Origin of the sequence: Sphaerisporangium perillae (genome assembly GCF_023276435.1) — a bacterium.
In the GTDB taxonomy this organism is placed as follows: Bacteria; Actinomycetota; Actinomycetes; order Streptosporangiales; family Streptosporangiaceae; genus Sphaerisporangium; species Sphaerisporangium perillae.
In genome coordinates this window covers 78398-102568 of the sequence record NZ_JALLPO010000027.1, presented here as the reverse complement: position 1 = coordinate 102568, position 24171 = coordinate 78398, and the positions used below count along the sequence as shown (strand labels likewise).

General features: G+C 71.8%; 21 protein-coding genes and 4 pseudogenes. 8 read left to right on the top strand and 17 right to left on the bottom strand.

The features are described from left to right. The first annotated feature begins 252 nt into the window (after positions 1-252). Positions 253-798 (top strand): RNA 2'-phosphotransferase, encoded by a 546-nt coding sequence (locus tag MYF83_RS25950; protein ID WP_372500241.1) that lies wholly within the window; start codon positions 253-255, stop codon positions 796-798. 101 nt (positions 799-899) lie between these two features. On the opposite strand, the gene MYF83_RS25945 is transcribed toward MYF83_RS25950, so the two are convergent. Both MYF83_RS25945 and MYF83_RS25940 read right to left on the bottom strand, forming a co-directional pair. Next, positions 900-1622 (bottom strand): expansin EXLX1 family cellulose-binding protein, encoded by a 723-nt coding sequence (locus MYF83_RS25945; RefSeq protein WP_248963312.1) that lies wholly within the window; start codon positions 1620-1622, stop codon positions 900-902. A 140-nt stretch (positions 1623-1762) separates the two neighbouring features. Continuing rightward, positions 1763-3895 carry a PEP/pyruvate-binding domain-containing protein gene (locus MYF83_RS25940; protein ID WP_248963311.1) on the bottom strand — a complete coding sequence of 711 codons (2133 nt, stop codon included), beginning with the start codon at positions 3893-3895 and terminating at the stop codon, positions 1763-1765. A 143-nt stretch (positions 3896-4038) separates the two neighbouring features. Between MYF83_RS25940 and MYF83_RS25935 the strand changes: the two genes are divergently transcribed. Both MYF83_RS25935 and MYF83_RS25930 read left to right on the top strand, forming a co-directional pair. Then, positions 4039-4377: a PadR family transcriptional regulator gene (locus MYF83_RS25935; RefSeq protein WP_248963310.1), complete on the top strand. Its 339-nt coding sequence runs from the start codon at positions 4039-4041 to the stop codon at positions 4375-4377. Next, the gene (locus MYF83_RS25930; protein ID WP_248963309.1) at positions 4359-4937 is read left to right on the top strand and encodes a hypothetical protein; all 579 of its coding nucleotides are present in this window, start codon (positions 4359-4361) and stop codon (positions 4935-4937) included. Before MYF83_RS25935 ends, MYF83_RS25930 begins: the two co-directional genes overlap by 19 nt. Positions 4938-5112: 175 nt before the next feature. Here MYF83_RS25930 and MYF83_RS25925 read toward each other — a convergent pair. The 7 genes and pseudogenes from MYF83_RS25925 to MYF83_RS25900 all read right to left on the bottom strand — a co-directional run. After that, positions 5113-5214 (bottom strand): annotated as a pseudogene (locus MYF83_RS25925) (DUF397 domain-containing protein); the annotation flags it as partial. 391 nt (positions 5215-5605) lie between these two features. Then, positions 5606-6892 carry a cyclase family protein gene (locus MYF83_RS25920; protein ID WP_248963308.1) on the bottom strand — a complete coding sequence of 429 codons (1287 nt, stop codon included), beginning with the start codon at positions 6890-6892 and terminating at the stop codon, positions 5606-5608. Positions 6893-6955: 63 nt separating this feature from the next. Further along, positions 6956-7720: a hypothetical protein gene (locus MYF83_RS25915; RefSeq protein WP_248963307.1), complete on the bottom strand. Its 765-nt coding sequence runs from the start codon at positions 7718-7720 to the stop codon at positions 6956-6958. A 328-nt stretch (positions 7721-8048) separates the two neighbouring features. Beyond that, positions 8049-8330: pseudogene (locus MYF83_RS44465) on the bottom strand (DUF6519 domain-containing protein); the annotation flags it as partial. Positions 8331-8578: 248 nt separating this feature from the next. Continuing rightward, complete coding sequence (locus tag MYF83_RS25910) at positions 8579-8890, bottom strand: oxidoreductase dimerization domain-containing protein (RefSeq protein WP_248963306.1); 312 nt, start codon at positions 8888-8890, stop codon at positions 8579-8581. Between the two features lie 64 nt (positions 8891-8954). Next, positions 8955-9407, bottom strand: a pseudogene (locus tag MYF83_RS25905) (FAD-dependent oxidoreductase); the annotation flags it as partial. A gap of 73 nt (positions 9408-9480) precedes the next feature. Further along, on the bottom strand, positions 9481-10041 hold the full coding sequence (locus MYF83_RS25900; RefSeq protein ID WP_248963305.1) for a hypothetical protein: 561 nt from the start codon (positions 10039-10041) through the stop codon (positions 9481-9483). A 343-nt stretch (positions 10042-10384) separates the two neighbouring features. On the opposite strand from MYF83_RS25900, the pseudogene MYF83_RS44460 reads away from it, so the two are divergent. Beyond that, a pseudogene (locus MYF83_RS44460) lies at positions 10385-10567 on the top strand (helix-turn-helix domain-containing protein); the annotation flags it as partial. A 105-nt stretch (positions 10568-10672) separates the two neighbouring features. Here the strand turns inward: MYF83_RS44460 and MYF83_RS25895 are convergent. Beyond that, the gene (locus MYF83_RS25895) at positions 10673-11299 is read right to left on the bottom strand and encodes a hypothetical protein (RefSeq protein ID WP_248963304.1); all 627 of its coding nucleotides are present in this window, start codon (positions 11297-11299) and stop codon (positions 10673-10675) included. Positions 11300-11463: 164 nt separating this feature from the next. Here MYF83_RS25895 and MYF83_RS25890 point away from each other — a divergent pair, with 164 nt between their 5' ends. Then, positions 11464-12150 carry a hypothetical protein gene (locus tag MYF83_RS25890; RefSeq protein WP_248963363.1) on the top strand — a complete coding sequence of 229 codons (687 nt, stop codon included), beginning with the start codon at positions 11464-11466 and terminating at the stop codon, positions 12148-12150. A 180-nt stretch (positions 12151-12330) separates the two neighbouring features. On the opposite strand, the gene MYF83_RS25885 is transcribed toward MYF83_RS25890, so the two are convergent. From MYF83_RS25885 to MYF83_RS25860, 6 genes are all read right to left on the bottom strand, one after another. Continuing rightward, a complete protein-coding gene (locus MYF83_RS25885) occupies positions 12331-12945 on the bottom strand; it encodes a hypothetical protein (RefSeq protein WP_248963303.1) in 615 nt (204 codons plus the stop codon). A gap of 139 nt (positions 12946-13084) precedes the next feature. Further along, on the bottom strand, positions 13085-15859 hold the full coding sequence (locus MYF83_RS25880) for a DUF5682 family protein (protein ID WP_248963302.1): 2775 nt from the start codon (positions 15857-15859) through the stop codon (positions 13085-13087). After that, complete coding sequence (locus MYF83_RS25875; RefSeq protein WP_248963301.1) at positions 15856-16971, bottom strand: ATP-binding protein; 1116 nt, start codon at positions 16969-16971, stop codon at positions 15856-15858. Before MYF83_RS25875 ends, MYF83_RS25880 begins: the two co-directional genes overlap by 4 nt. A 13-nt stretch (positions 16972-16984) precedes the next feature. After that, positions 16985-18286: a VWA domain-containing protein gene (locus tag MYF83_RS25870; RefSeq protein ID WP_248963300.1), complete on the bottom strand. Its 1302-nt coding sequence runs from the start codon at positions 18284-18286 to the stop codon at positions 16985-16987. Further along, positions 18283-19668 carry a hypothetical protein gene (locus MYF83_RS25865; RefSeq protein ID WP_248963299.1) on the bottom strand — a complete coding sequence of 462 codons (1386 nt, stop codon included), beginning with the start codon at positions 19666-19668 and terminating at the stop codon, positions 18283-18285. The genes MYF83_RS25870 and MYF83_RS25865 overlap by 4 nt, the downstream gene beginning before the upstream one ends. Continuing rightward, on the bottom strand, positions 19668-20162 hold the full coding sequence (locus tag MYF83_RS25860) for a hypothetical protein (RefSeq protein ID WP_308201505.1): 495 nt from the start codon (positions 20160-20162) through the stop codon (positions 19668-19670). The genes MYF83_RS25865 and MYF83_RS25860 overlap by 1 nt, the downstream gene beginning before the upstream one ends. A 377-nt stretch (positions 20163-20539) precedes the next feature. Between MYF83_RS25860 and MYF83_RS25855 the strand changes: the two genes are divergently transcribed. Then, positions 20540-21232 (top strand): formylglycine-generating enzyme family protein, encoded by a 693-nt coding sequence (locus MYF83_RS25855; RefSeq protein WP_248963298.1) that lies wholly within the window; start codon positions 20540-20542, stop codon positions 21230-21232. An 81-nt stretch (positions 21233-21313) separates the two neighbouring features. Beyond that, positions 21314-21955: a glycosyltransferase gene (locus tag MYF83_RS25850; RefSeq protein ID WP_248963297.1), complete on the top strand. Its 642-nt coding sequence runs from the start codon at positions 21314-21316 to the stop codon at positions 21953-21955. 140 nt (positions 21956-22095) lie between these two features. Here the strand turns inward: MYF83_RS25850 and MYF83_RS25845 are convergent, their stop codons facing one another. Further along, positions 22096-22974 carry a D-alanyl-D-alanine carboxypeptidase family protein gene (locus tag MYF83_RS25845; protein ID WP_248963296.1) on the bottom strand — a complete coding sequence of 293 codons (879 nt, stop codon included), beginning with the start codon at positions 22972-22974 and terminating at the stop codon, positions 22096-22098. A 719-nt stretch (positions 22975-23693) separates the two neighbouring features. Here MYF83_RS25845 and MYF83_RS25840 point away from each other — a divergent pair. Further along, the gene (locus MYF83_RS25840) at positions 23694-24065 is read left to right on the top strand and encodes a hypothetical protein (RefSeq protein WP_248963295.1); all 372 of its coding nucleotides are present in this window, start codon (positions 23694-23696) and stop codon (positions 24063-24065) included. Positions 24066-24171 lie beyond the last annotated feature (106 nt).

Below are 24171 nucleotides of genomic sequence, written 5' to 3'. Positions count from 1 at the left end.
CGTTGACTCGACCACGGCCGTCAGGTTGGCTCCGCGGCACCACCACATGGCAGCGGTGGATGGGCTTCGGGCGCCGACCAGAGCACGGGTACGGCGAAGCTGGTGCGCAGGACCGGCGACGCATGGGCCTCGCGTGGCTTCCCGCGAAGCGGTGATGGGGACCTGTCGCACGACCGGGTCGCTCTCCGGGCGTGATGCCGGTCGCGCGCGGAAATAGAGTTGGCGGGGACACGCGAACCCGGAAGACTGCCCATGATGGACGAGCGACGGATGGTACGGGTCTCCAAGTACCTGGCCAAGCACCTGCGGCATCAGCCGGAGCGCATCGGGCTCACCCTGGACGCGAGCGGCTGGGTGGAGGTGGAGACCCTCCTGCGCGTGGCCGGTGAGCACGGATTCCCGATCACGATGCCGGAGCTGGAGCAGGTGGTCGCCGCCAACGACAAGCGGCGATACGTCATCCAGGACGGCCGGATCCGGGCCAGCCAGGGCCATTCGGTGCCGGTTCGGCTCGACCTGCCGGTGGTCGAGCCGCCCGCGATCCTCTACCACGGCACGGTGGCCCGGAACCTGCCCTCGATCCGCGCGCAGGGCCTGCGGCCGATGAACCGCCACCACGTGCACCTGTCCCCGGACCGGGAGACCGCGACCCGGGTGGGCGCCCGCAGGGGCGTCCCGGTCGTGCTCGTCGCCGACGCCGCCGCGATGCACGCCGCCGGGCACGAGTTCCAGGTCAGCGCCAATGGAGTATGGCTGGTGGACCACGTCCCGCCCGGCTTCCTGCGCTTCCCGGGGTGAGCCGCCGAGGTGTGAGCTGAAATGCTCATGTGCCGCGGCGCGCCGGGCGGGGTCATGACCATCGGCCAGGGGGCGCGGGCGCTTCGCCGTGGCGCGCGGCGCTAGTACATCTTCGCGGTGGTGCGCTGTATCACGGCCGGCGCCAGCCGTACGCGCCTGACCGTGGCCTGGTGGCCGCGCCTGTCGGTGACCCGCACGGTGAAGGGGCCCGGGCCCATGCCTGACCGGGCGATCCAATAGTTGTAGTCGGTGCGGGCGAGCTCGCGCCACGCGCCGCCGCCTCCCCGCATCTCGACCGAGGTGAGCGAGTTGCCGTGGTCGATGACCAGCAGGGCGAGCCACCATCGCGACGACTCCTCCTTGACGCGGAAGGAGAGCCGCCTGCCGATCCGCGGGTCGCGGACCGGGCGGTAGGTCACCCCTGCCATGCCCTTGCCGGGGTCCGCGACACGGGCGAAGGCCGTACGGCTCAGGTCGATGTGACCCGCCGGGCACTTCGGGCACTGGTCGACGACCTTGACCCGGACGGTTCCTCTCGGCCCGGTGACGCTCAGGTAGCCGCCGCACGCGGTGCCGCCGGCGTACTCGCGGGGCGAGAGCGCGACATAGAGGCTGCCGGCCGGAGCGGAGGGGTAGGAGCAGTTCCCGCCGCCGGGCCGAAGCTCGTAGAAGGTCGCCTTGCCCTTGACCACCGAGGTCGCCGCGTCCACCCGGGTGATCGCGTTGCTCTCTGCGCTTCGAGCCGGCTGCGCCAGGGCGGCGGGGGCGGGGAGAAGCGAGGTCGCCGCCAGCGCGGTGGCGAGAACGGAGACGAGGCGTCGCATCCGGGGCTCCTTCCTGCGGGACGGAAGTGACGCTAGCGAAACACGGGCATCCCGGTACCGCGAAACCCCGATTTCGGCCGTGCGGGTATTTCCTGGAGCGTTGTTTGAGGACGGCCTTCATGCATCGAACCCGCTGCCGGCTACAGGTGGACGATCCCCTGGGTGCCGTCGACCGTGACGATCTGGCCGTCGCGGAGGCGCAGCGTGGCATCGCCCGTCGCCACGACGGCCGGTATGCCGTACTCACGGGCGATCAGCGAGGCATGGGCGGCCAGCGTGCCGCCGTCCGTCACCACAGCGGTGACCGTCGCGAACAGCGGTGTCCACGCGGGGGCGGTGGCCCTGGCGACCAGCACGTCGCCGGGCCGGACGTCGCCGAAGTCCTCGGCGCCGTGGATGACGCGCACCGGGCCGGTGGCCCGGCCGGCGCTGGCGCCCTGCCCGGTGAGGGTGTCTGCTGTGCGGCCCGCGCGGGTGAGGCCAAGGGTGCGCAGAAGGTGGCGGCCGATGACCGGTGGTGGTGTCCCGATGGTCAGTGGCGCGGCCAGCCGGCGCTGTCCTTCCCACGCGATACGGCGCTGCCGGGCCACCGCTCCGTGCGGCCCGCTCTGACCGATCTCGCTCCGGGTGAGGAAGAACACCTCGTCCGGCTCTTCGAGCACGCCGTCATCGGTCAGGAGCTGCCCGATCCGGCGCGCGCATTCACGCAGCAGGGGCCATCCCACGGTGAGCTCGCGGGCCTGCCGCTCACGGATCACGGCGTAGCGTTGCGCGGTCTCCGTCATCGTCGTGAAGGCGGCGAGAAGCCGGGGCCGGCCGGTGAGCTGATCCCGGTAGTCACGTTCGCCCCGAACGCGCCGGTTCTCCAGCTCCGCCTGACCGCAGGGGCCGGCGCCGGCTCCCGGGAGCCCGCTCTCCGCCGCGGTGGGGTGGTACCAGTCGAGGCTGTACACCGCGTGGGCGGGCACGCTGCGATCGGCGCCGGGCAGGCCGCTCAGCAGGGTTTGCGCACTGACCCCCGTGAGCCGCCGGCGGGCGAGGAACCGGGCCAGGCAGGTTTCCATCTTCCAGGCGGCCCCACCGACCACGGCCAGATACCACAGGTGCCGTCCTGCCGTGCGGGCGATCTGGTCGACCAGTTCGATCAGCTCGGGCGCCGGCAGGCCATCGGCCCGCCGGCCGGCCAGATCGCGGTAGGCGGGTAGCAGATCGTCATGCCATCGCCGGTACAGGCGGCCGAGCAGAGCGCGGTCCGCGGCGGCGGGGTCGCGCCCGGGGCGGACGAGCGCGTTGACCATGAAAGCCGGCAGCCTGCCGCGCGACCTGAGGACCGCGGCGGGAACGTGCCGCAGGGAGGGCGTGGGCCGGGTGTAGTACCAGCCGTTGACGACACCGTAGTGGAAGGGCACCGCGACGCCGGCGGTGTCCCGCATGCCCTCCCGGAACCCCTCGTCCATGCGCGGCAGCAGCCAGTCGGCGAACAGCGGCGTGACCGGATCCGGTAGCCATTCGCCGATGCGGAAGTTGCGCAGCCACAGCCCGCCCCCAGGGGGCTGCCAGGTGACGGGCTCCGGCAGGGCGGTCATCGGCCGCGCCTGCAGCAGATGGACCCGGCCGGCCTCGATCGCCCACTCGATGTCCTGCGGCCCGCCGAGCAGATCCTGCACGCGCCGGGCGAGGCCGGCGATCGCCCGGGCCTGTTCGGGCTCCAGCACCTCACCTGGCCGGGTGAGCTCGACGTGCCCGCGGCGGACGATCCACTCCTCGCCCACCGCCTGGCCCGAGACCAGCGACTCGCCCAGACCGCGCACCGCCGTGATGAGGACCTCATCGCGGGCGCCGGTCACCGGGTCGGCGGTAAAGGCCACTCCGGCCGCGTCCGCGTCGACCATCCGCTGCACCAGCACCGCCACCCCCCGGCCGGCGTCCCCGTGGTGATACGCGGCGACCCGTCCGGCCCCGGCCGAGGCGCGGCAGCGCTGTGCCGCGTCGGCGACCTCGCCGGGTGTCACATTCAGGAACGTCTCGTAGAGCCCGGCGTAGGAGGCCTCGGGCAGGTCTTCGGCGACGGCCGACGACCGCACCGCGAACCTGCCCGCTCCCAGGTGGCCGACCGCGCGGCGCACCTCGTCGGGGGAGGGGTCGGCGTCCACCGGGACCACGAAGCCATCGGGCACGAGAAGACCGGTCGCGGCGAGCGTGGCCAGGTTCGCGGCCTTGGCGCCGATCAGCGACCGGCCGTACGCGGCGGCGTCCGCCAACCTGACGATCATGATATCCGCTCTCCCGCCTGCGGGATCGGGATGCCCGGCATGCCGATCCCGCTGATGTCCGCCCCAATACGTAGCAACGCTATATATAGCGACGCTACTCCAGCGATTGCCGCCGGACAAGGCTCGGTGTAGCGTCGCTACGTATGAGGGCGGAGGCGCTTAAAGGACACCTGGACGGCCTGTTGCTGGCCGCCCTGGAGGAGGGGCCGCTGCACGGCTACGCGGTCAAGGAAGCCCTGTGCGCGGCGACCGGCGGCCGTATCGACCTGCCCACCGGGACCGTCTACCCGGCCCTGCATCGCCTCGAGCGCGCCGGGCTCATCGCCGGCAGCTGGTCGGTCGTCGCGGGACGCCGCCGCCGTACCTACCGGCTCACCGAGGCGGGCGGCAGGGCGCTCAGCGGAGAGAGGGCAGGCTGGCAGGAGTTCGCCGCCGCGGTCACCACCGCACTGGGAGCCCGGCCATGGCCGACCACGAGCTGATCGCGCAGCACCTGCGGGCTCTGGCCTGCCGGCTGCCTCCTCAGGCGGTGGAAGAGATCGCGGACGGACTGCACGAGACCTTCGAGAAGTACCTGGCCATATCCGGCGACCCGGAACGCGCGGCACGGGCGGCGATCGGCGAGTTCGGCGAGGTCGGCCTGATCACGGCCGCCTTCTTCCGCGAGTCACCGTGGCGGCGTGCCGCGCTGACCCTGCTGGCGACCGGCCCCCTGGTGGGAGCCGCGTGGGGAGCCACCCTGGTCGCCGCCCACGCCTGGACGTGGCCGGTGCCGCTCGCGGTCAGGATGCTGTACGGCACCACGCTGGCGGTCACCGTGCTCGCCCTGCTCCTGGCGGCCCGTGAGAGGCGCGCCTACCGCAGGATGCGCCGGGCGACCCTCGCCGCCGCCTTGGGACTGATAGCCCTCGACGTGCTGATGCTGATCGCGATCGCCCTCCTCGCTCCCGTCCCGATGTGGCCGATGGCCATCGCCATACCCGCGAGCCTGATCCGGATCCTCGCCACCCTCCGGTGGCTTCCCACGGCCCTCGCTAGGTAGGTAGGGACGCCGGCCCCGCCGCCCGCTCATCCGGCGAGAACTCCGCCGGCGCCGACGGGTCTGGCCCGCGGATGCTCGCGCTCAGGCCGCGCCCACCTGCGGGAGGAACAGGGCCGGAGGGCAGTGGGCGAAGCGAACCTGTCGGGTCTGGCGGCAAACGGGGGAAGTCTGGCAATCAGGCTGGGTGGTCGAGGTCGCCTGTCTTGACGCCGCCGATGAAGGTGCGCCATGCGCCGGGGGCACAGAAGAGCTTGGGACCGTGAGGCTTCTTACTGTCGTGGACCGCGACGACGCCGGGCTTGTCAGTCCCGGGGGACTGTCACTCACGTTTGCCCAGGTCAGAAGCGGTTGAGTGACAGAGCCCTCGCGGCCGTCACTCACGGGGTCACCTCGGTTTTCCCAGGTCAGGTGCGGTGTCAGCAATCGGCCGCTACCGGGCGTGCGACCCGCACATCGAACCACTGCTCGGCGCCGTACTCCTCGAACATCCCCACCTCGGTGATGGCCATCTTCGCCGCGAGACGCATCGAGCGGCCGTTCGCGGTCTGAGTACTTAACGACTATCGGCTCTCCTCACGCGGCCGAGCACCACCGACGTAGGCACCCACGACCGCGTTCCAGGTGCGGGCCGGGTCCTTCATGGCGTCGCACCTCCTCGTGAACCGCGGTCAGAATGTGGCGATCGGGTTGACCGGGCTGCCGGACGTACCGGCGAAGCGGACCGGCGCGACTGCGAGGTGGAAGTCCCACTGGCCGAGCTCGGCAGCCGTCGTCGCGCACGCCTCCAGGTCGCAGTTGTCGAGCATCCACAGACCCATAGCGACGAGGCTCACGGCGTGAACCGGCATCAACACGCCTTCGTACCCCGACGGCTGAACGTCCTGGGGGGTGTCAGCGCCGATCAGCGCGACCTCCCGTTCATGCAGCCACGGCAGGCAGGACGCGTGCCACCCGGCCTGCGTGAAACCGCTGACCGCACCGGTCTCGTGCCGGACGCGGCCATAGCCGGTCCGCAGGAGTACCGCATCGCCGGATCGCACCCGCACACCCTGGCGACGCTCGGCCTCCTCGAGATCGTCGGGAAACACACCCTGCCCCGGTTCCAACCACGGCACATCCCGCACGCTCGCAATGTCCAGCAGGACACCACGCGTGATGATCCCGTTCGCCGCCGCCGTGACGGACGCCCACGCCGATCCCGTCGCGGCGTCGACCAGCGAGTGCGACCGCCCGTTGTACATCGTGCCGTCCCAGAAGATGTGGCACGGCGAGTCGACGTGGGTGAGGGTGTTGCCGTGGAAGGTGACGCCGAGCCGCTCGGACGAAAAGCCCCAGCGCCGGTCGTCGCGGAATCCGGGCGCCGGCATGTCCTCGGCACCCGGCATGTCGGCGGCGCACGGGCACGTCGTCGTCGACCGCTCCATGTCTTCCGGTACGGCAACCTCCCATGCGCACGACACGCTCCTGCCGTGGCGCACGGCCCGCGCCGCCGCCAGCCGGACGTCGTCGGTGATGTGGTTCAGAGTGCCGAGCTCGTCGTCGTCGCCCCACCGTCCCCAGTTCGACAGCGTGTTGAAGTACCCGAGCACGTCGTCCTGTGTGGGCATCGGTCGCCCAGCCGTCATCCCAGCATCGACTCCTCCGGTCACGTGGTTCGAGGCACCGCAGGCAGGGTATCCCGCCCTCTCGAACGTCAGGTCGCGGGCGAGCGCCGGCTGGTACTCGACCTGGTCGGTCGAGTACGACCACGCGTCCTCGTTTCCATGGACGATCTGAACTCCCACGGTCGGGCTGCTGATCGCTCCGAGTACGGTGAGCGGGCCGGAGATCGTCCCACCGGTCGTGTCGAGCTTCTGAGTGTCGAGCCGCCGGGTCTCGGCGGCCAGTCTGTTCCAGTCGTCGGACTTGATGGGGTCACCGGGGTGCTTGTTCCCGATGTTCTCGTCCAGTGCCATGCTCGGTCTCCTTCTCGGCTTGCGCCGCTGTCAGCGATCCATGTCCCGATGTGTGGGGCCGCCTCACACGAAGACGTGCCGGTCGAAGAACGAGGCGTCGAACCTGCCGTCGAGGTCGGGGACGGCCACCCAGAACCACATGGTGAAGTCGGCGCCGCGCACGTCGTCCACGGTCGGGAACACCACGTCGATCCCCTCGTCGGCCCGGACCCTGCTCAGCGCGAGCCCGTTCAGGACGCGACGGGGGTCCTCCGCGTCCATGACGGAGCGTCCGTGGACGGTGAGGCGGCACCGCACCCGGTGGACCAGCTTGTTCGCGGCCTCGAGCATCGACTCCACTCCCGCGCGCACCTCCTCCTCGGCCGGCGGGCGCCACAGGAGTTCCCGGTCCTCGACCGAGACGGTCCCGGCGAGGTCCAGCGGCTGCGTGCCCAGCACCGCCGTGGACTTCGCCGGAAGACCCCCGCTCTTCCGGTCGGCCGGGAACAGCGGCCACGGCAGGTCGAGGGTGAGGGTGAGCACCGGCTTGCCGGTCAGAGCCGTGGACGGTGTTCCGTCGAGACGTACGGCGACGCCATCGAGGAGGTCCTCCAGCTTGACGGTGGTGTCGTTGTCCAGTGCGGTGCCCCGGGTGGCCACCAGCACGCCCTCCACATGCAGCCCGGGGGCGGCCGGCGGGCGCTCCGGCACCTGGGCGAACGGCGTGAACAGCGCCCGGCAGTCCGACACCAGGCTCCAGGCGCCGCCGGCCCGGTCGAGCAGCGCGATGAGCGCGGTCCGGTGTTCGATGCCCTCCGGCGGCCGGAAGACCGGGCCGCCGTCCTCCACGGGCCACTCGACACCGGCGAGATCCGCGTCGAGGTCGGTGCCGGACAGGGCCGTCCTGGCCGGGATCAGCCAGTAGTCGCCGTTGCGGTATCCTGCGCCGCGACCACACGTACGCCGGGCCGGTGGGCTCGTCGCGGACCTCCACCCGGTAGAGCTGGTTCTCCAGCCGCCGGTAGCCGGCGGAGGGCGGAATGACACAGGGCGCGGGGCTCGCGGCGGGTGCCTGCGCGCCGGCCCGGAGCCGCCCGGAGCCCGCCCCGCCGCCCGGCGCCCACGACGACGCGACCTCGGCCGGGGTGGCGGAGTCCGGGACCGCTGTGAGGCGGACCTGCCAGACGGTACGGCTCCGGGTGGCCGTGTCAGGACCGCCCAAGGCGACTTCCCGCAGCTCAGGCCGCTCCACGGCGGTGAGGTGCTCGCGCCATACGTCCAGGTGGGCGGCGTACCGGCCGTCGGCGTCCGGCAGCGGCACACCGGGCAGATCGGGCTGCGCGCCGAGCGGCACCGGCTCCTCGTTCTCGCACAGGACACCCCCGACGTAGTAGCGGCCGGCAGACAACCGCAGATCGGCGGCGGGGCAGGCCCGGGGGACGCCGCCGGCATCGGTCACCTCGAACCCGCCAAACACATCGGGCTGAGCTGCACCGAGGCACGCACCGTCCTGGCGGCCGCCCCCACCCCCACCAAGGCGGCCGACCTCACCGTGCACGACCTGGAGCAACTGCTGCGCAGGGCAGGGCGCCAGCGCAACATCACCCGCTGGGCCCAGCGACTCCACCAGATCTTCCAGGCCGAGCAGTTACACCACCCAGCCATCGTCGAAGCGGCCTTCGGCGAGCAAGCCCGCGCGTCGGACGGTCAGCGGCCGTACGCTTCCAGCAGCCGCAGCCACACCTCGCTGACCGTGGGAAACGCCGGAACCGCGTGCCACAGCCGGTCCAGCGGAACCTCGCCGACGACCGCGATCGTCGCAGCGTGCAGTAGTTCCGCGACGTCCGGGCCGACGAGCGTGAAGCCGACGATCACCTTCCGGTCCTCGTCGACGACCATGCGGGCGTGCCCCCGGTATCCGTCCGCGTGCAGGGCCGATCCCGCGACGGCGCCCAGGTCGTAGTCGATGACGCGGATCCGGACCCCGGCGGCCGCGGCCGCGGCCGCAGTCAGCCCCACCGACAGCGAACGCCGTCGCCATCTCCGACGCCACCACGCCGCCGCCAATGACAGCGAGCCGACGGGGAACCGCACCCGCGGCGGCCGCCTCGCGACTGCTCCATGGGGCAGCCTCACGCAGACCGGGGATGTCCGATAGCAGCGCGCTACTTCCGGTCGCGATGACGACCGCATGCCGCGCGGTAAGCGACGTCGCGGCGCCGTCGGCGCCGGTCACCTCGACGACCCGGTCGGCACTGATCCGGCCCTGGCCTCGGTACAGCGCGATCCCAGCCGAGTTGAGCCAAGACGCCTGCCCGTCGTCATTCCAGTGCGAAGAGAAGGAGTCGCGGCGGCGAAGCACGGCCGCGGCGTCCAGGTCACCGGTCACCGCCTCACGCGATCCCGGCACCTGCCTGGCCGCCCGAAGTGCAGCCGTGCTCCGCAGCAGTGCCTTGGTCGGCATGCAGGCCCAATAGGAGCACTCACCGCCGACCAGTCCCCGCTCGACGATGGCGGCGCTCAGCCCGCCCTGCACCACCCGGTCGGCGACGTTCTCCCCGACCGGACCCGCGCCGATCACGATGACGTCTTACGTGTGGGTATCCATGTCAGTTCCCCTTGGTGGCGCGGCCCAGGCGCAGGGCCGAGACGAGGAAGAAGATGCCGCCCGGGATGGCGTAGCCGATCGCGCCGGCCAGCGCGGGCTTGTCCGCGCTGGCCGACGCGATGAACGACGCCCCCGCCAGGACCGAGATACCGCCACTGATGATCATCGGCCATTGGCCGCCCATCTTGCGGCGGGGGACAGCCACGATCAGCTGGACCAGCCCGGCCACGACCGCCCAGGTACCCCACACGCGCAGCACCGCCGGGATGCCGGACACGCTGGCGAGGGCGACGGCGGTGGCAAGGCTGACCGCGACGTTCACGTACAACAGCGCAGGCGATCCCGTTCTGCGTGACACTTTCGCGTCGACGAGGGCCGCACCCACGTCGAACAGCGGGTACAGCACGAGCAGCGCGGTGACTACGACCGGACTGAGCTTCTGGGCCATCGTCAACATCACGGCGGCCCAGACGATGGCGAACGCGAACCGGACGAAGTACAGCCGCCGCAGGGCAGAGGCGGTCCCGGCAATGCCGGACGGAGCAGCAAGGGTGGCGCTCACGGTGATCCTTTCGGTGGATTAGACGGAGGGGATGGTGGCTCAGCGTGTCCTGCGGTCGGCCTTCTCGATCAGGTGGGCGACCAAGTCGGGCCGACTTACCTGACGGCGTGCGAGGCGTTCACCTCTTCGGTATGGGCCTTAGCCCGTTTCGCCAGGTCGCACTCTTGGTCCGGCGCGATGCCCCGGTCCTGCTTAGAACCAGGTGCCAGGACGGGATGGTGTGCCAGGCCACTGCCAGATACGACGAGCCACTGGACACCACTTCCGCGAGAAAGAACGTTCTGTCCCGCAAGGGTGACAGTGGCGTCCCGGACTGTCAAGACCGAACGTTCTACCCTCCAAGATGGCTGGCATGGTGCGCAGCGAATCCGAAAGCCGTCCGTCAGATGCGCTGTCCCGGCTGCTCAACACGGGCAGCCGGGTGTTCTACGCGGAAGGGATCCACACCGTCGGCGTCGACCGCATCGTCTCGGAAGCGCAGGTGACACGGGCCACGTTCTATCGCCACTTCCCCAGCAAGGAAAACCTGGTCGTCGCCTACCTGGACGAGGCTGACCGAGCCATACGCGGCCAGGCGGACGCGGCCGTCGCTGCCGGGCTCCCGGCAGCCGACACCATCCGAGCCCTCAGTTCATCCATTGCCCAGGGCATCCAGTCCCCCGGCTTCGGGGGGTGCGCCTTCCTCAATGCTGTCGCTGAGTACCCCGACCCCGGTCACCCGGTGCACCTGGCCGTCCTCGCCCACGGTGAGGTCCCCTTCGATCGACAGGCCGTCGACGATCAGTTCGCTCGGCTCGGTGGCGTGCCCGCCATGCGGCGCGACCACCTCGAGGGAACCGGCCAGGTGAGGGCGTGGCCCGGCGGCGACGAGCGGCCCGGGCGCCGGGTCTGGACCATCCGGGGACCGCGGGGCCGGGCCGGACGGCCGTTGGGCGGCGACCAGCAGCAGCCGGTTGCCCGGGGGGATCACGATGCCGCCGGCGCCGGTGAGATCCTCGTGGTAGGTGGCGCTGTCCAGTACGGCGATCACGCCCACCTGGCCGGGCCGCGGGTCGGGCCGAGCGTTCCAGGCGCGGATCGCCTCCCCGATCGTGCCGACGACCCGGCCTCCGGACGCGTGGTCGCGGCTCACGCTGATCTGCCAGTCGAAGGCGTCGGGCCAGGGGGTGTCGCCGGCCGCGAGAGTGGCGGCGAGTGTCGCCCGCCGGTCGTGCGGTCCGGCTCCGACATCCCCGGGGAATCCGTAGCTGAAGTCCACCCGCACCCGCTCCGGCCCCACCCCGGGCGGCAGGGTGAATCGGCCGAGGGCCGGGTCGACCGCGACCCAGGGGTCGTCGTCGCCTCCGTCCGCGGGCGGGCGGGCGGGCGGGTCCAGTCCGTCAGGTCGGCGCTGATCAGGCGCGCGGGCTTCACCGGCTCGTCATGGCCGCCCAAGGTGATCTGGAACGGCGGCCCGGGCTCTACGAGCGGGACCGGCGCCGGGTCGCGGGGCGTCTCCGGTTCCTGGTGGTGCGCCGGGTCGCGCGGCGCTTCCTGTTCGCGGTGGAGCGCCAGGCGCAGCGCGTCCAGTTCGCGGTGGAGCGCCAGGCGGCGCAGCGGGGCGGGGCCTCCGCAGCCGTCGCCGCTCGGCGGACGGGTGAACAGCGGCAGGTCCCGGCCGGCCGGGTCGAAGGTCCAGCGCCCCCGCGCGGCGTCCACGGCGCGCGCGTCGAGGCCGGTGCACGGGTACGCGCCGAGCCGCCACACGTGCAGGCCGATGCCGGCGATGTTGTACCGCCCGCGCCCGCTGTCGGCGTGCCGGACGTCCACGGTGCGGGCGACCGGGTCGAAGGGGATGCCCAGAAGGTCCAGCCGCCCGGTGTCCCGCAGATCCGGGGTGCGCAGGTTGCCGGGCCGTATGTGGCCGAGGTGCTGGGTGGTGACGAGCAGCCGGAAGTACTCCACGACGTGGGCGGGCCACCCGGTGACGTCCCGGGCCAGCCGCTCCAGCCCGGCAGTGTGCCCTTGCGCCGCCGGTGGCGCAGGGTGTTGGCCACGAACGCCCAGCGCGAGGCGCCCCCGTCCGGCATCGGCGACACGGCCTCCACCCCGAGCAGGTCGCCGAGGTAGGGCAGGACCCACTCCGCGCAGGTCTCCACGAACCAGTTGTCGTACAGCCCGTCGATGTCTCTCGCAGCCGGAGCAGTTCTTCTTCGACGACTTCGAGCAGGCCGCGCAGCGGGTGGCCAAGCTCCGCGTCGCGGGCCCGGTGCGCGGCGGGCAGCAGGTCGTACACGGGGCGGCCGGGGGTCATGGCACCATCTCCGTCACCGTGATCTGTGCCGGGTCGGCGAGCAGGAGTTCGGCGGGGACCACGGCCGGCGGCGCGATTCCCGGATCGGCGTCGCGCGGCATCGCGAGGTGGGCGCGACGGGCGGGGAGCACGTCCGCCACGAGCGCCGCGTCGAACCTGGCCGCGTCGAACCTCGCGGTGCCGAAGGGGCCCGCGCCGCTCAGGTGCAGGGCGGTCAGGTTCACCGCCACCACTCCGGGGACCTGGTGCGCCACGGTGATCACCTCGGCGGCGGTCACCAGCTGGGCGAAGGCGCGCCGGTCGAAGGAGAACGCCGCTCGCAGAGCGCCGGTGACCGAGCGGAGGACGGCGTCGCGCCGCCGGTCCGCCGCCACCAGCACCGCCATCCCCACCGCGAAGGTCACCGGCCGGAAGCTCGCCACGTCCAGCCGCCCGCCCGGGCGGCCCGCCCCGTCGAGGGCGCTTCTCGGCGCGGCCAGCAACTTCGCCGAGGCGCTCTGGGAGTACAAGCGGTTCCGGAGCTGCTCATCGGCCAGCTCGGTGTCGAGCCGTCCGCCGATCTGGTCCGGCTGGTCTTCGGTGAGGCCGTCGGCGAACACGCCGTCGGACACGGGTCCCGCACGGTCTGACCCGGCCGGGTGACCGGCGTCGCGGTGGTGTCACCGCCGCCCGTCCCGCCCGGCGACGAGCCGCGCCCTGCTCGAGAGCCTGGCCGGCCAGGCAGGGGCCTGACCGGCCAGGGACAACCGGCTAGGCGAGCAGCCGCGCCACGGCCAGGGCGGCTTCGGGATGCCCGGCCAGCAGCGCGCTCACCTCCCGGTGATCGGCGCCGCCGGCCAGCGGAGCCCGCCACTCCGCGTCGCACCCGAGCAGCTCGGCCACCGCGTCGCACGCCGCGGGATGCCCCGCCAGCAGCTCGGTCACCGGCCCCGCGGGCACCGGCGCGGGTGCCCGCTCGGCTCCGGGCGCGGACCGCGCCGGTCGCTCCGACCACGGCGGCGCCCAGGCGTCCACCGCGGCCAGGCCACCCGGGAACGTGCGGCCCGCCTCGCGCACGAGCATCGGCATCAGCTCGCCCGCCTGATCCCGCAGCATCGTGATCAGCTTTGGCAGCCACGGAAGCAGGACGGTGTCGGGCAGCCGCCCGAAAGCCTTGGAGATGACCTCGACCACGAAGCCCGCGAGGGCCGGAACGGGCTCCACGGCCTGCACGAACCCCATGATGTACAAGGGGAACGACGGGATCACCAGAGGGTTGGCCAGCAGCTCGTCGCACCGCGCCCGCAGCTCGGGCAGCGGCAGCAGGCCGAGCTGCGACTGGGCGGCCCACAGCAGCGCCATCTTGGCGGGCGCCTCGGGATGCGACTGCCGCACGGCCAGTTCGAGCTGGACGCGGTCACATCCCAGCGCCAGCGCGAGGCTCTCCAAGGTGAACAGGAACCCGAGCATGGCGCCCACCTGCCGGACACCGGTGTCCTCGTCGACGAAGGCGGTCGGCAGCAGCGTGCAGTAGTGCGCGTACCCGGTGCTGACGAACGCCTCGCACCAGGCGGGAAGCTCCGGCTCGGTGGCGCGGTAGTAGGCCAGCAGCCGCCGGATCCGGCGCAGCACCTCCGGCGCCTCGTCCACGGTGCGCTCGGCCGCCAGCAGCTCCACGGCGCGCGCCCCGAGCTCGTCGGCGAACCGCCTGCCGCCCAGGTACAGCAGGGCGTCCTCGACCGCCGCGAGGGCGGCGGCCGCCGTGGCCTCCGGCTCCCACACGGCGCGGCGGAGCCGCTGCTCCAGCACCTGCTCGACGGTGACGCCCTCGTAGCCGAGCTCGATGATGGAGCGCTGGTGGCGGCCGAACGACAGGTCCCAGCTCTCCTGGATCGACCGCTCGCCCAGCCTGCGCTCACCCATGATGGGCCGGACCGCGTCCTGCGGCAGCAGGTAGCGCAGCATCCACAGCAGGTCGGAGCAGGGCACCACCTCGGGGTCCGCCTTGAGGTCCAGCAGCGCCCGCTGGATCGTGCGCTTCTCCAGGTCCAGCCCCAGCGGCTTCAGCCGGTCGTACACGTCGCGGGCCAGCGGCGGCAGGGCATCGTACCCGACCTCGCCGACCCGGTCGCCGCCGAGGAGGATCTCGCACAGGCGGCGCACGTCGCGGCGTCCGGGCACCGCGTCCTTCTCGATGCACGTGACGGCCGCGTCCTGGAAGTCGTACGGCGTGGGCCGGGCCCTGTTACGCATGCCCGCGAGCAGGATCGAGGTCTCGAACACGGCGATGGCGTCCGCCGTGCTGGCCAGATAGCCGTTACGGCGGGCCAGCCGCACGACGTCGACGCACCAGCCGAGCAGCTCGGCCTCGTCGAGGTCGTCCAGGGCGGGCGGCTTGGACATGAAGCCGGACAGCCGATCGGCGACCGGCGCCGGCGGGCTCGGCGCGCCCTGCCGGACGCGTGCGGACCGCTTGCGGGTGCCCTTCTGGCCGGCCAACTGGTAGGGGGTGTCGCCGCCGCGCGCCACGGCCTTGGCCCAGGTCGCCGCGGCGATCGACACCGAGCCGGAGGCCAGCCCGAACTGCGCCTCGATGGCCGAGTGGCTGGAGGGGATGAGCCCGTACAGCCAGCGGGTGGCCGTGCGTGGGCTGATGTCGTAGGCCGGCGCCTCCGACGCCAGGCCGAACTGTTCGACCTGGCTGGCGGCGTGGAAGGCGCCGCACACATGCAGGCATTCCGCCGGGTCGGCGCCCGACGCGGCCAGGTGCTCGCGGATCCGGGTCCACATGTAGCGCTCGCGGTCCTCGTCCCTCGCCAGCCGGTCGCCGCCTGGGCCGAGCCGCCGGAACAGGCTGCCGATCAGCACCATGACCTGCCGGTAGGTGTCGTAGTCCGCGCCGGCGAGGGGCTGCTCGACGTACTGGTCCCACCACTCCGACCAGTGCCTGACCTTGCCGTGGTGCAGCAGGTGCTCTTCTAGCTCTGCGAAGCGGGGGCGCAGGTCGCCGATCTCGATGCCCACGGCGTCGCCGTGCAGGCCCGCGTCGTCCCCGTGCCCCGCCGCCTCCGGCTCCTCCTTGGGAGACCACTGGAAGACGTGGTCCGACGAGCGGTCCACCAGCACCAGCTCGACGCCGGGCGTTTCGAGGGCGTAGGCGATGGCCTGGTACTCGGCCGACGCCTCGGTGATGGGGGCTACCACGCTGAGCGGCCCCCAGGCCGGGGGGAAGCCGTCGAGGTCGGTCGCGAACGCCTGCAACGCCACGGGGAGGCGGCAGTTGCGCAGCTCGGTCAGCAGCGGCCGCAGGTCCTCGCAGAGTTCCAGGTAGATGACCTTCGGCTGCTTCTCCCGCAGGCGCCGCACCATGGCCAGCGCCGAGGCGGGGGAGTGGTGGCACACCGGGAAGATCTCGAGCTCCTCGCGCAGCGCCCGGTCGACGTCGTCCACCAGGCCCGACAGGATGCCGGGCACGGCGGAGGGGGCGCCGGCGAAGGCGGTGGCGGCGTCGAGCAACTGCTCGCGGAGTGCGCCGAAAGGACTCATGAGAGCGTGGCGATGGCCTGGCGGCCGCCTTCGAGGAAGCCCTGCCACGGCCCGCCGTCCTGCTTGCTGCGGGGCTCGACGACGCCGTGCCAGTACTTGTTCAGGATGGCCAGGTCCTCGGGGCTGCGGCGGGCGAGCGAGCCGACCAGCGAGCCGGCGAGCGTCTCGGCGCGCAGGGTGCGGTCGCCGAAGAAGTTGCTGTGCAGGATGGCGTCCTCGAGCACGCCGATCTGCTCGGCCGTGGACAGCGCGGACTCGAGCTTCTCGTCGTCGCTGGTGGCCGAGGCGGCGGCGGCGCGCAGGTCGGCGAAGCTCTGCAGCAGGATGTCCAGCAGCGTGGGCGGCACGTCCAGCTCGATCCGGTGCCGGCGCAGCAGCTCCTCGGTGCGGAAGCGGACGATCTCCGTCTCGCTGCGCTTGTTGGTCACGACGGGGATCCGGACGAAGTTGAACCGCCGCTTCAAGGCCGAGGAGAGGTCGTTGACGCCCCGGTCGCGGCTGTTGGCCGTGGCGATGATCGAGAATCCGGGCTGGGCGAAGACGATGTTGTCGTCGTCCAGCTCCGGGATGGACACGTACTTCTCGGACAGGATGGAGATCAAGGCGTCCTGCACGTCGCTGGTGGACCGGGTCAGCTCCTCGAAGCGGCCGATCACGCCCTGCTCCATCGCCGTCATGATGGGCGAGGGGATCATCGACTGGCGGGACTGGCCCTTGGCGATCACCATGGAGACGTTCCACGAGTACTTGATGTGGTCCTCGGTGGTGCCGGCCGTGCCCTGGACGACCAGGGTGGAGTTGCGGCAGATGGCGGCGGAGAGCAGCTCGGCCAGCCAGCTCTTGCCGGTGCCCGGGTCGCCGATCAGCAGCAGGCCGCGGTCCGAGGCCAGGGTCACGATGCTGCGCTCGACGAAGCTGCGGTCGCCGAACCACTTCTGCGGGATCTCGCGGTCGAGGCCGTCGGAGCGCTCGGAGCCGAGCACGAACAGCCGCACCATGCGGGGGCTGAGCCGCCACGAGAACGGCTTGGGGCCGTCGTCGATCGACTCCAGCCAGTCGAGCTCTTCGGCGTACTTCACCTCGGCGGGGGCACGCAGCATGTCGTCGGTCATCAGAAGGGGACTCCTAGGTCAGGAAGTTCTTGAGCTCGAACACGAGTTTGCGGATGTGGCCCGAGATCACCGGGGTGCCCAAATCCTTGAGCTTCTGGCGGTACCACGGGTCCACGCTCTGGTGGCCGGAGCTGTTCACCGAGCCCACGGGGATGAACTTCACCCCCGAGCGGTGCACCGCCTCGAAGTCGGTGATCAGCGCGCGGTTGTCGTAGAAGTCGGAGATCCACACCATCACGGTGTTGCGCGGATCGGCGATCTTCGGCCGGGCCAGGGCCATCGCGGCGGTGCCGTCGGTGCCGCCACCGAGCGTGGTGCGCAGCAGCACCTCGAACGGGTCGTGCACCCACGGGGTCAGGTCGAGCGCCCGGGTGTCATAGGCGATCAGGTGCACGTCCACCTTGGGCAGCCCCGCGAAGATCGACGCCAGGATGGTGCAGTTCACCATCGCGTCCACCATCGACCCCGACTGGTCGACGACCACGACCAGCCGGGCGGGGGTGGTGCGGCGGGCGGTGTGCCGGTAGTACAACCGGTCCACGTACAGCCGCTGGTCCTCCGGGCTCCAGTTGGTGAGGTTCTTCCAGATCGTTCGTTCCAGGTCGAGGTTGCGGAAGACCCGCTTCGGCGGCACCGACCTGTCGATGACGCCCACGCTGGTCTTCTCGACCTGCGTCCGCAGCACCTCTGCCACCTCGTCCACGAACCTGCGGATCAGCGCCTTCGCGTTGGCCAGCGCGACTCCCGACAGGTTGGACTTGTCGCGCAGAAGCTGCTCGATGAGCGACATGCTCGGCGTGAGCCGCTTGGCCAGGACGGGGTCGGCCAGCACCTCGCGCAGGCGCATGCGCTTGACGAGGTCGCCCTCCAGCCCCGCCAGGACCGCCGCCAGCTCCTCATCGCCGGGACGTGAGCGAAGCCCTCCGGGCTCGCATCCCATGCCGCGCTCGAACCAGCCCGCGTCCTGCTGCCAGCGCGCCAGGTCGCCGGCGGTGACGCTGCCCGTTCCCGTCGAGAACACGTTGAGCAGCAGCTTCGAGACCAGGGCCGCACGCCGCACCTCGCCCCCGTCCGAATGCTCCCGCTCCACCAGCAGGTCCTGCAGCTCGGCGCCCAGCTCGGGGAAGCGCTGCACCAGGTTGTCCACCGACACCCCGGGATCGAGCAGCGCGGGCGGCAGCCCCAGGTCGTCGACGATGGCCACGCTTGCGGCCTCCAGCGCGGGCTGCTCGTCGCCGTCGAACAGCCGTGACAGCAGGCGCCAATAGAGCACCTGGCGCCGGTTCTGGTCGGCGCCGTTCAAAGAGTCGCTCATCGCCGCAACAGCCGCCCTGCCCGCTCGCGGAGCACGGCGACCACGTCACCGGCCCTGGCCTCGGCCTTGACGACCTTGGGATCGGTGGGCCCGAGCGCCCAGTCGCCGTTGTGCGCGGCGACCGGCTTGCGCTTGACCGTCGCCTGCACCGCCAGGGGCTGCAGCAGCCATCGCCCACCGTCCCAGCGCATCAGGCCGAGGCACGACGAGGAGGCGGCCACCAGTTCGGGGGTGAGCGGGCCGCAGGCCGGCAGCCGGTCGAGGTCGACGTCGAGCGTGTGACCGCCCAGGTCGAACGAGCCGCCGTCGGCCGTGTACCCCTCCACCAGCACGGGCTCGGCGATGCGTACAGGATGGCGGTCCAGGGGCGGCACCGCCGGGGCGAGCGCCTCGCCGAGCCGGACCCGGGCGGTCGCGAACGGGTCGGCCGCCTCGCCGGCGCGGGCGCGCTCCTCCTTCCAGACCAGATCGCCGCCGCGTAGCAGCGGCATGTCGGTGATCTCCACGCTGAGGTGCCCGGCCAGCGCTCCGAGCAGGACGGGATATCCGCTCATCAGCCGCCACACGGCCGGGCCGGCGATCGTGTCGACCTTCGCCGCGGCCAGGCTCGTGCGAACCAGCCGGGACGGGGAGCCGCCGGCGGGTTCGAGGATCGCGTGGACCTGCACGCGCACGACCGTGCCGTGCTCGTGCACGTCGGCCCCGAGGAGCAGCAGCCGCCCCGACACCGGCTCGGCGCCGCCGTGCCACGCACCGGCCTGCGACAGCAGCAGACCGCGCGTCCACAGGTCGGCCCACCGGCGGACGGGCAGCCGCTCCATCGTCGCGACCGGGCACGACGCGCGCAGCTCGGCCGCCAGGCCGTCGAGCAGCACCGCCGCCCCTCGCAGCTCGGGCACGGCCAGCAGGGCGTCGAGCGTCTGGTCGGAGGCGGAGACGAGATCGTGATCCACCCCTCGCCATCCGGCGATGGCCAGCTCGCGCAGCCAGACCCGGCACCCGCCGAGCAGGTTGCCCGCCACCTCGGCCGTCGCCGCCGAAGGCTTCCACGCCGCCCGCGAGCGCCCGAGCGCGGCGTCGAGGCGGCCGAGCAGGGCGTCGTGCACCGCGCCGAACAGCGCGGCCCGCCCGCCGGCCAGCGCCGCCAGATGCTCGTCGGAGACCGACCCCGCGGCGACCTTCTCCGCCGCCTCGCCCGCCCGCTCGCCGAGCGGGGTGGCCGCCAGCGCGCCGGCCAGGGCGGCCAGGGCCGCGGCCCGCTCCTCGCCGAGCCGGGCGAACCCGTGGACCAGAGCGTCGTCGAAGCCCGTCACCACATCGAGCGCCTCATCGACCCCCGCCGGGGCGCCGGCGAGCAGCTCGCCGAGCTGTACGCCGAGCATCAGCGCACCGTCCCCATGGCCGGGAACCAGTGCAGCTCGGTCAGGGGCTCGGTGCTGTCGGGCATCTCCAGGTAGGCCAGGTGGCGCAGGAAGCGGCTGAACACCACCGCCGCGGGGGTGCGCTCCGGCGGGCCGCTCATGCAGCTCATCAGAGAGGCGCCTTCGGGGACCTCGACCCGGAGGTAGCGGGCCACCCGGTCGAGGCCGTACTGCAGCACGGCCTCGTCGGCGAGCGCGTGCAGATGCTTGCACGGAGAGCTGTGCACGGCCCCGCACGGCCGGTTGTTGTTGGTGCTGCAGGCGAAGGCGTGGGTCCCGGCGGTGATCGACGAGACGTAGACCCGCGCGATGTCCGACCCGCTCGACACCACGCCCTGCAACCGGCCGTCGGCCAGCTCGACGAACGGCACCTTCGCCAGTTTGCGCGGCTCGACGGGCGGTATCACCCGCACCACGCTGCGCCGTTCCCACGCGGTCCTGTCCGCGTCCACCACCTTCGACCTCCAGCCCGAACGGCTCGCGGACGCCAACCGGAACGTCGGCGCCTACGCGAACGGCCGATCAATGATCACGGAACCTACCCCACCGCACCGACAATCGGCGGCGGTTCAGTGGCTCGACGAGCAAACCAGCGCATAGGCCCTGATCATGGACGGCGCACGGCCCGGACCGCGTGGACGCCGTGCCATGCGAGGACGAGACGCGGTGCGAGTAGGAGGCGTGGCGCCTCACGGAATTCTTGTCTCCTCACCTGCGCACGGTGATCGTGTAACCGCCGGCCACGGCCGCCTGCCGGGGCGCGTGGTACCTTTCGCGACCAGGTGTGTCCGCACGCCATGGCCGCGAACGGGACGTATGGGGTGGGTGTGCGATGAGCCCTGAGTCAGTGCTGCGCCAGGCGATCGCCGAGCGCATGATCCGGCTGCCCGCCGGGGAGATCGTCCTGCGGGACGAGGGCACGAAGACGAACTGGAAGGCCGAGGTCGGGGCCTTTCGGCTGGCGCCGTATCCGGTGACCCGCGAGCTGTACCGCGCCGTTCTGGGTGAGGCGCCCGCGAGCGCGGCGGGGCCGCGGACGCCGGTGACCGAGGTCTCCTGGCTGGAGGCCGTCCGGTTCTGCAACCTGCTCTCGCGGGCGACGGGGCTCGAACCCTGCTACTCGATGGGCGACGACCCCGACGGGCAGGACGTGGTCTGCGACTGGGAGGCCGGCGGCTATCGCCTCCCGTCCGAGGCGGAGTGGGAGTACGCCTGCAGGGCGGGGACCTCAGGCGTCCGCTACGGAGAGCTGGACGAGATCGCCTGGTACCGCGGGAACTCCGGCGGCGAGGTGCACGACGTCGCGACCAAGGCGCCGAACGCGTGGGGCCTGCACGACATGATCGGCAACGTGTGGGAGTGGTGCTGGGACGTCTACGATCCCGGCGTCTACGGCCCGTACCGCGTGTTCCGCGGCGGGGGTTTGTACGACCACCCGCGAGGATGCCGGGCGTCGTGCCGCCGCAAGAGCCACCCGACGTTCCGCATCGACGACCTCGGGTTCCGGCTCGCCCGATCGCTGTGAACGGGGGCCGGGCCCGGCGGGGCCCGGCCGCCGGTCGCTCGGCCGCGATGTACCGCTGCAGTATTAACGCGGACCCTGGGCGTGCGGGGCCCGATCCTGCCGATGGGCAACGCCATCGACGATCAGCGCATCCGCTCGCTCGCCGGGCGGCGCGACGACCTGCGGCGCGCCTTCGACTGGGACGACCGCCTGGTCGTCCTCGGTGTGGGGCAGGTACAGCCGAGAAAGGGCGTCGAGGAATTCGTCTCCTGCGCCAGGAGCCTGCCGCATCTGAGATTCGTGTGGGTGGGCGGAATGCAGTTCGGCATGATCTCCGACGCCCGGCACGACCTGACGCGCCTGCGGGAGAACGCCCCGGCAAACGTGACGTTCACGGGACTGGTGCCGAGAGAGAAGGTCTTCGAGTACTGCGCGGCGGCCGACGTGTTCTTCCTGCCGTCCAAGCACGAGACGTTCGGCCTGGCCACGCTCGAGGCGGCCACCGCCGCGTTGCCGGTGGTCGTGCCCGACCTTCCCTGCTACCGGGAATGGCTGAAGGACGCCTACCTGCACGCGCGGACGGTGACGGAGTTCGTCGAGCTGCTCCGGAGCCTGGAGGACCCGGAGGTACGCGCCACATGGGCGAACCTCGCCTCGGCCGCCGCCGAGGCGCACGGCTCCCCGGCCCTGATGCACGGCCTGCGCGAGGCCTACCTCCTCGCCGCGACACGCCACCGGCCGTGACCGCCCGGAGGATCGGAGACGCCCGCCCGTCCTCCGCGTGCCCTGGCCGATCTCGCTGCCGGTTGCCGCGTCAGCCGTTGATCATGCCGTCCCATGGGCGCAGGCGGCGCCCTTGCCTGCCGCCGCCGGGGACTCCTCCGTTACAGGTCGCCGCGGGCGGCGCCGTCCCCCGGGCCGCGCTCGGCCGCCCAGTCGAGCAGCGACTCGGCGGTGTCGAAGCGCCGGCTGGAGACGTCCTCGCCGAGGATCACACCGATCAGCCGGTGTCCGTCACGGTCGGCCGCGAAGGTCAGGCAGAAGCCGGCGGCGTTGGTGAAACCGGTCTTCACGCCGAGCACGCCAGGTTCGCCCAGCAGCCTGTTGGTGCTGGTCCAGGTGTAGGCCTGGTGCTCCTCGGTCTCGTCGACGGAGTGGCTGGAGGTCGAGACGACGCGCGCGAAGGCCTTGTCGCGCAACGCCGCCGCGGCCAGCCGCGCCTGGTCCTGTGCGGTGGAGTAGCCGTCGCCCTCGGAGGTGGGAAGCCCGTCGGCGTTGACGTACAGGGTGTCGCGCAGGCCGAGCCGCCGCGCGGTGGCGTTCATCTTGCCGACGAATCCGTCGACGCCGGGGCCGTAGGTGCGGGCCAGGGCGTGGGCGGCGTCGGCGCCCGAGGGCAGCAGGAGGCCGTACAGCAGCTCCTTGACCGGAAGCCGGTCACCGGGCCGCAGGTCGGCGGTCGTGCCGTCGCCGTCCTCCGCGTACTGCACGTCGTCCGCTGTGATCTTGACGGTGTCCGACGGCCCGGCCTCGCTCAGGACGACGTAGGCGGTCATGACCTTGGTGAGGCTCGCTATCGGCATCCGCTCGGTGGCGTTCTCGCTGAGCAGGGTTTTGCCGTTGGAGGCGTCGATCAGGTAGGTGGCGCGTCCGTACACGGCCGGCGCGGCATACGCCTTTCCGGCCTGGGCGGAGAAAGCCGGCGCCTGGGCGGCCTGGGCCGGTGCCGGCGCTGCCGAGAACCCTGTGACCAGGGCGAACATCGCTGTAAAGCCGCTGAGGGCTACTTTCCGGTTGAGCACGGAGTTCAGGCTGCCATGCTGTTAGAGGTGCTTTTATACGTCTTTAGGTAAAAATAATTACGGTTACTGCGACATCTGGGATTAGTGGGGCCGCTGATCGGCATGGTGACGGCGGAACCGACCCTCAGGGTGAGCCGATGGCGGGCAGGCGGAGGACGAACCTGGCGCCTCGCGGCGAATCCTCTATCCGCAGGGTTGGTCTCGATCGTGTTGCGGACCGTGTGGTCGAGGCCCGCCCCGATCAACGTGAACGCGATCAGTGACAGCACCGCCGTCACGATCGTGTAGCGCGCCCGGATGGAGGATCGCCGGAGACGCGACAGCGGTCCACCGCTCGAGTTGCCGCCCACTTCCACTCCGCCGTTTGCCGTAAAAGTGCAGGTCAAGGTACTTGCTATAACTGACTTGTCAGGTAAAACGGACATATCGGATACATCTTGCCCAGGCCGCCACGCCGGCGGCGCGCCTTGGAGGTTCGCCACGGCGACCCGGCGCCGCGCGGTCGCGAGACGGGCCGGCCGCGGCCATGGCCGGAGGCGGCAAAGAGCGCGCAATCATCTGCGCCACGGGCGCCGAGAGCGGGACCGGCGCCCGGCGGGAGGGTAGGGAACTGACATCGCCGATGTCGGTACCAGCGGAAACGCCCGCGACCGACTCCCGAAGGGCCAGGTGCTAACGCGATGGATCGTCACTGTGCGCAGCATCCGCTCGCCCGTGTGGCCGCCGGCACGAAGTGGCCGGCGCGCGCGGCGCTCGTGATCGCGATGTCCGCGGCCGTCGCGTGGCCGCCGCTCGCCGCGCACGCCCGGACGGTTCCCGAGGGGTCACGGCTGATCGCGACCACCGGCGACCGCGGCCCGATCATCATCGGGAACGGCAAGCGCAACAGGAACTACGCGCAGGTGCTCAGCCCCACCCACATGCACGGCGTGCAGCACGTGTCCAACGCGAGCGTCATAGGAGCGTCCCCTTCGCAGTCCGGCTACTGCAGGAAGAAGCACCGGGTGTGCCACATCTCCGAGAAGATGTGGGTCTCCGACCGCCGCCGGTAGCCCGCGGCACGACGACCCGGCCGCTCCGGCCACGCAGGGACGCCGGTTGGGACCATGACGTGACCGGTTGGGTGACGAAACGGGCCCATAGGGCGCTACCGTTTAC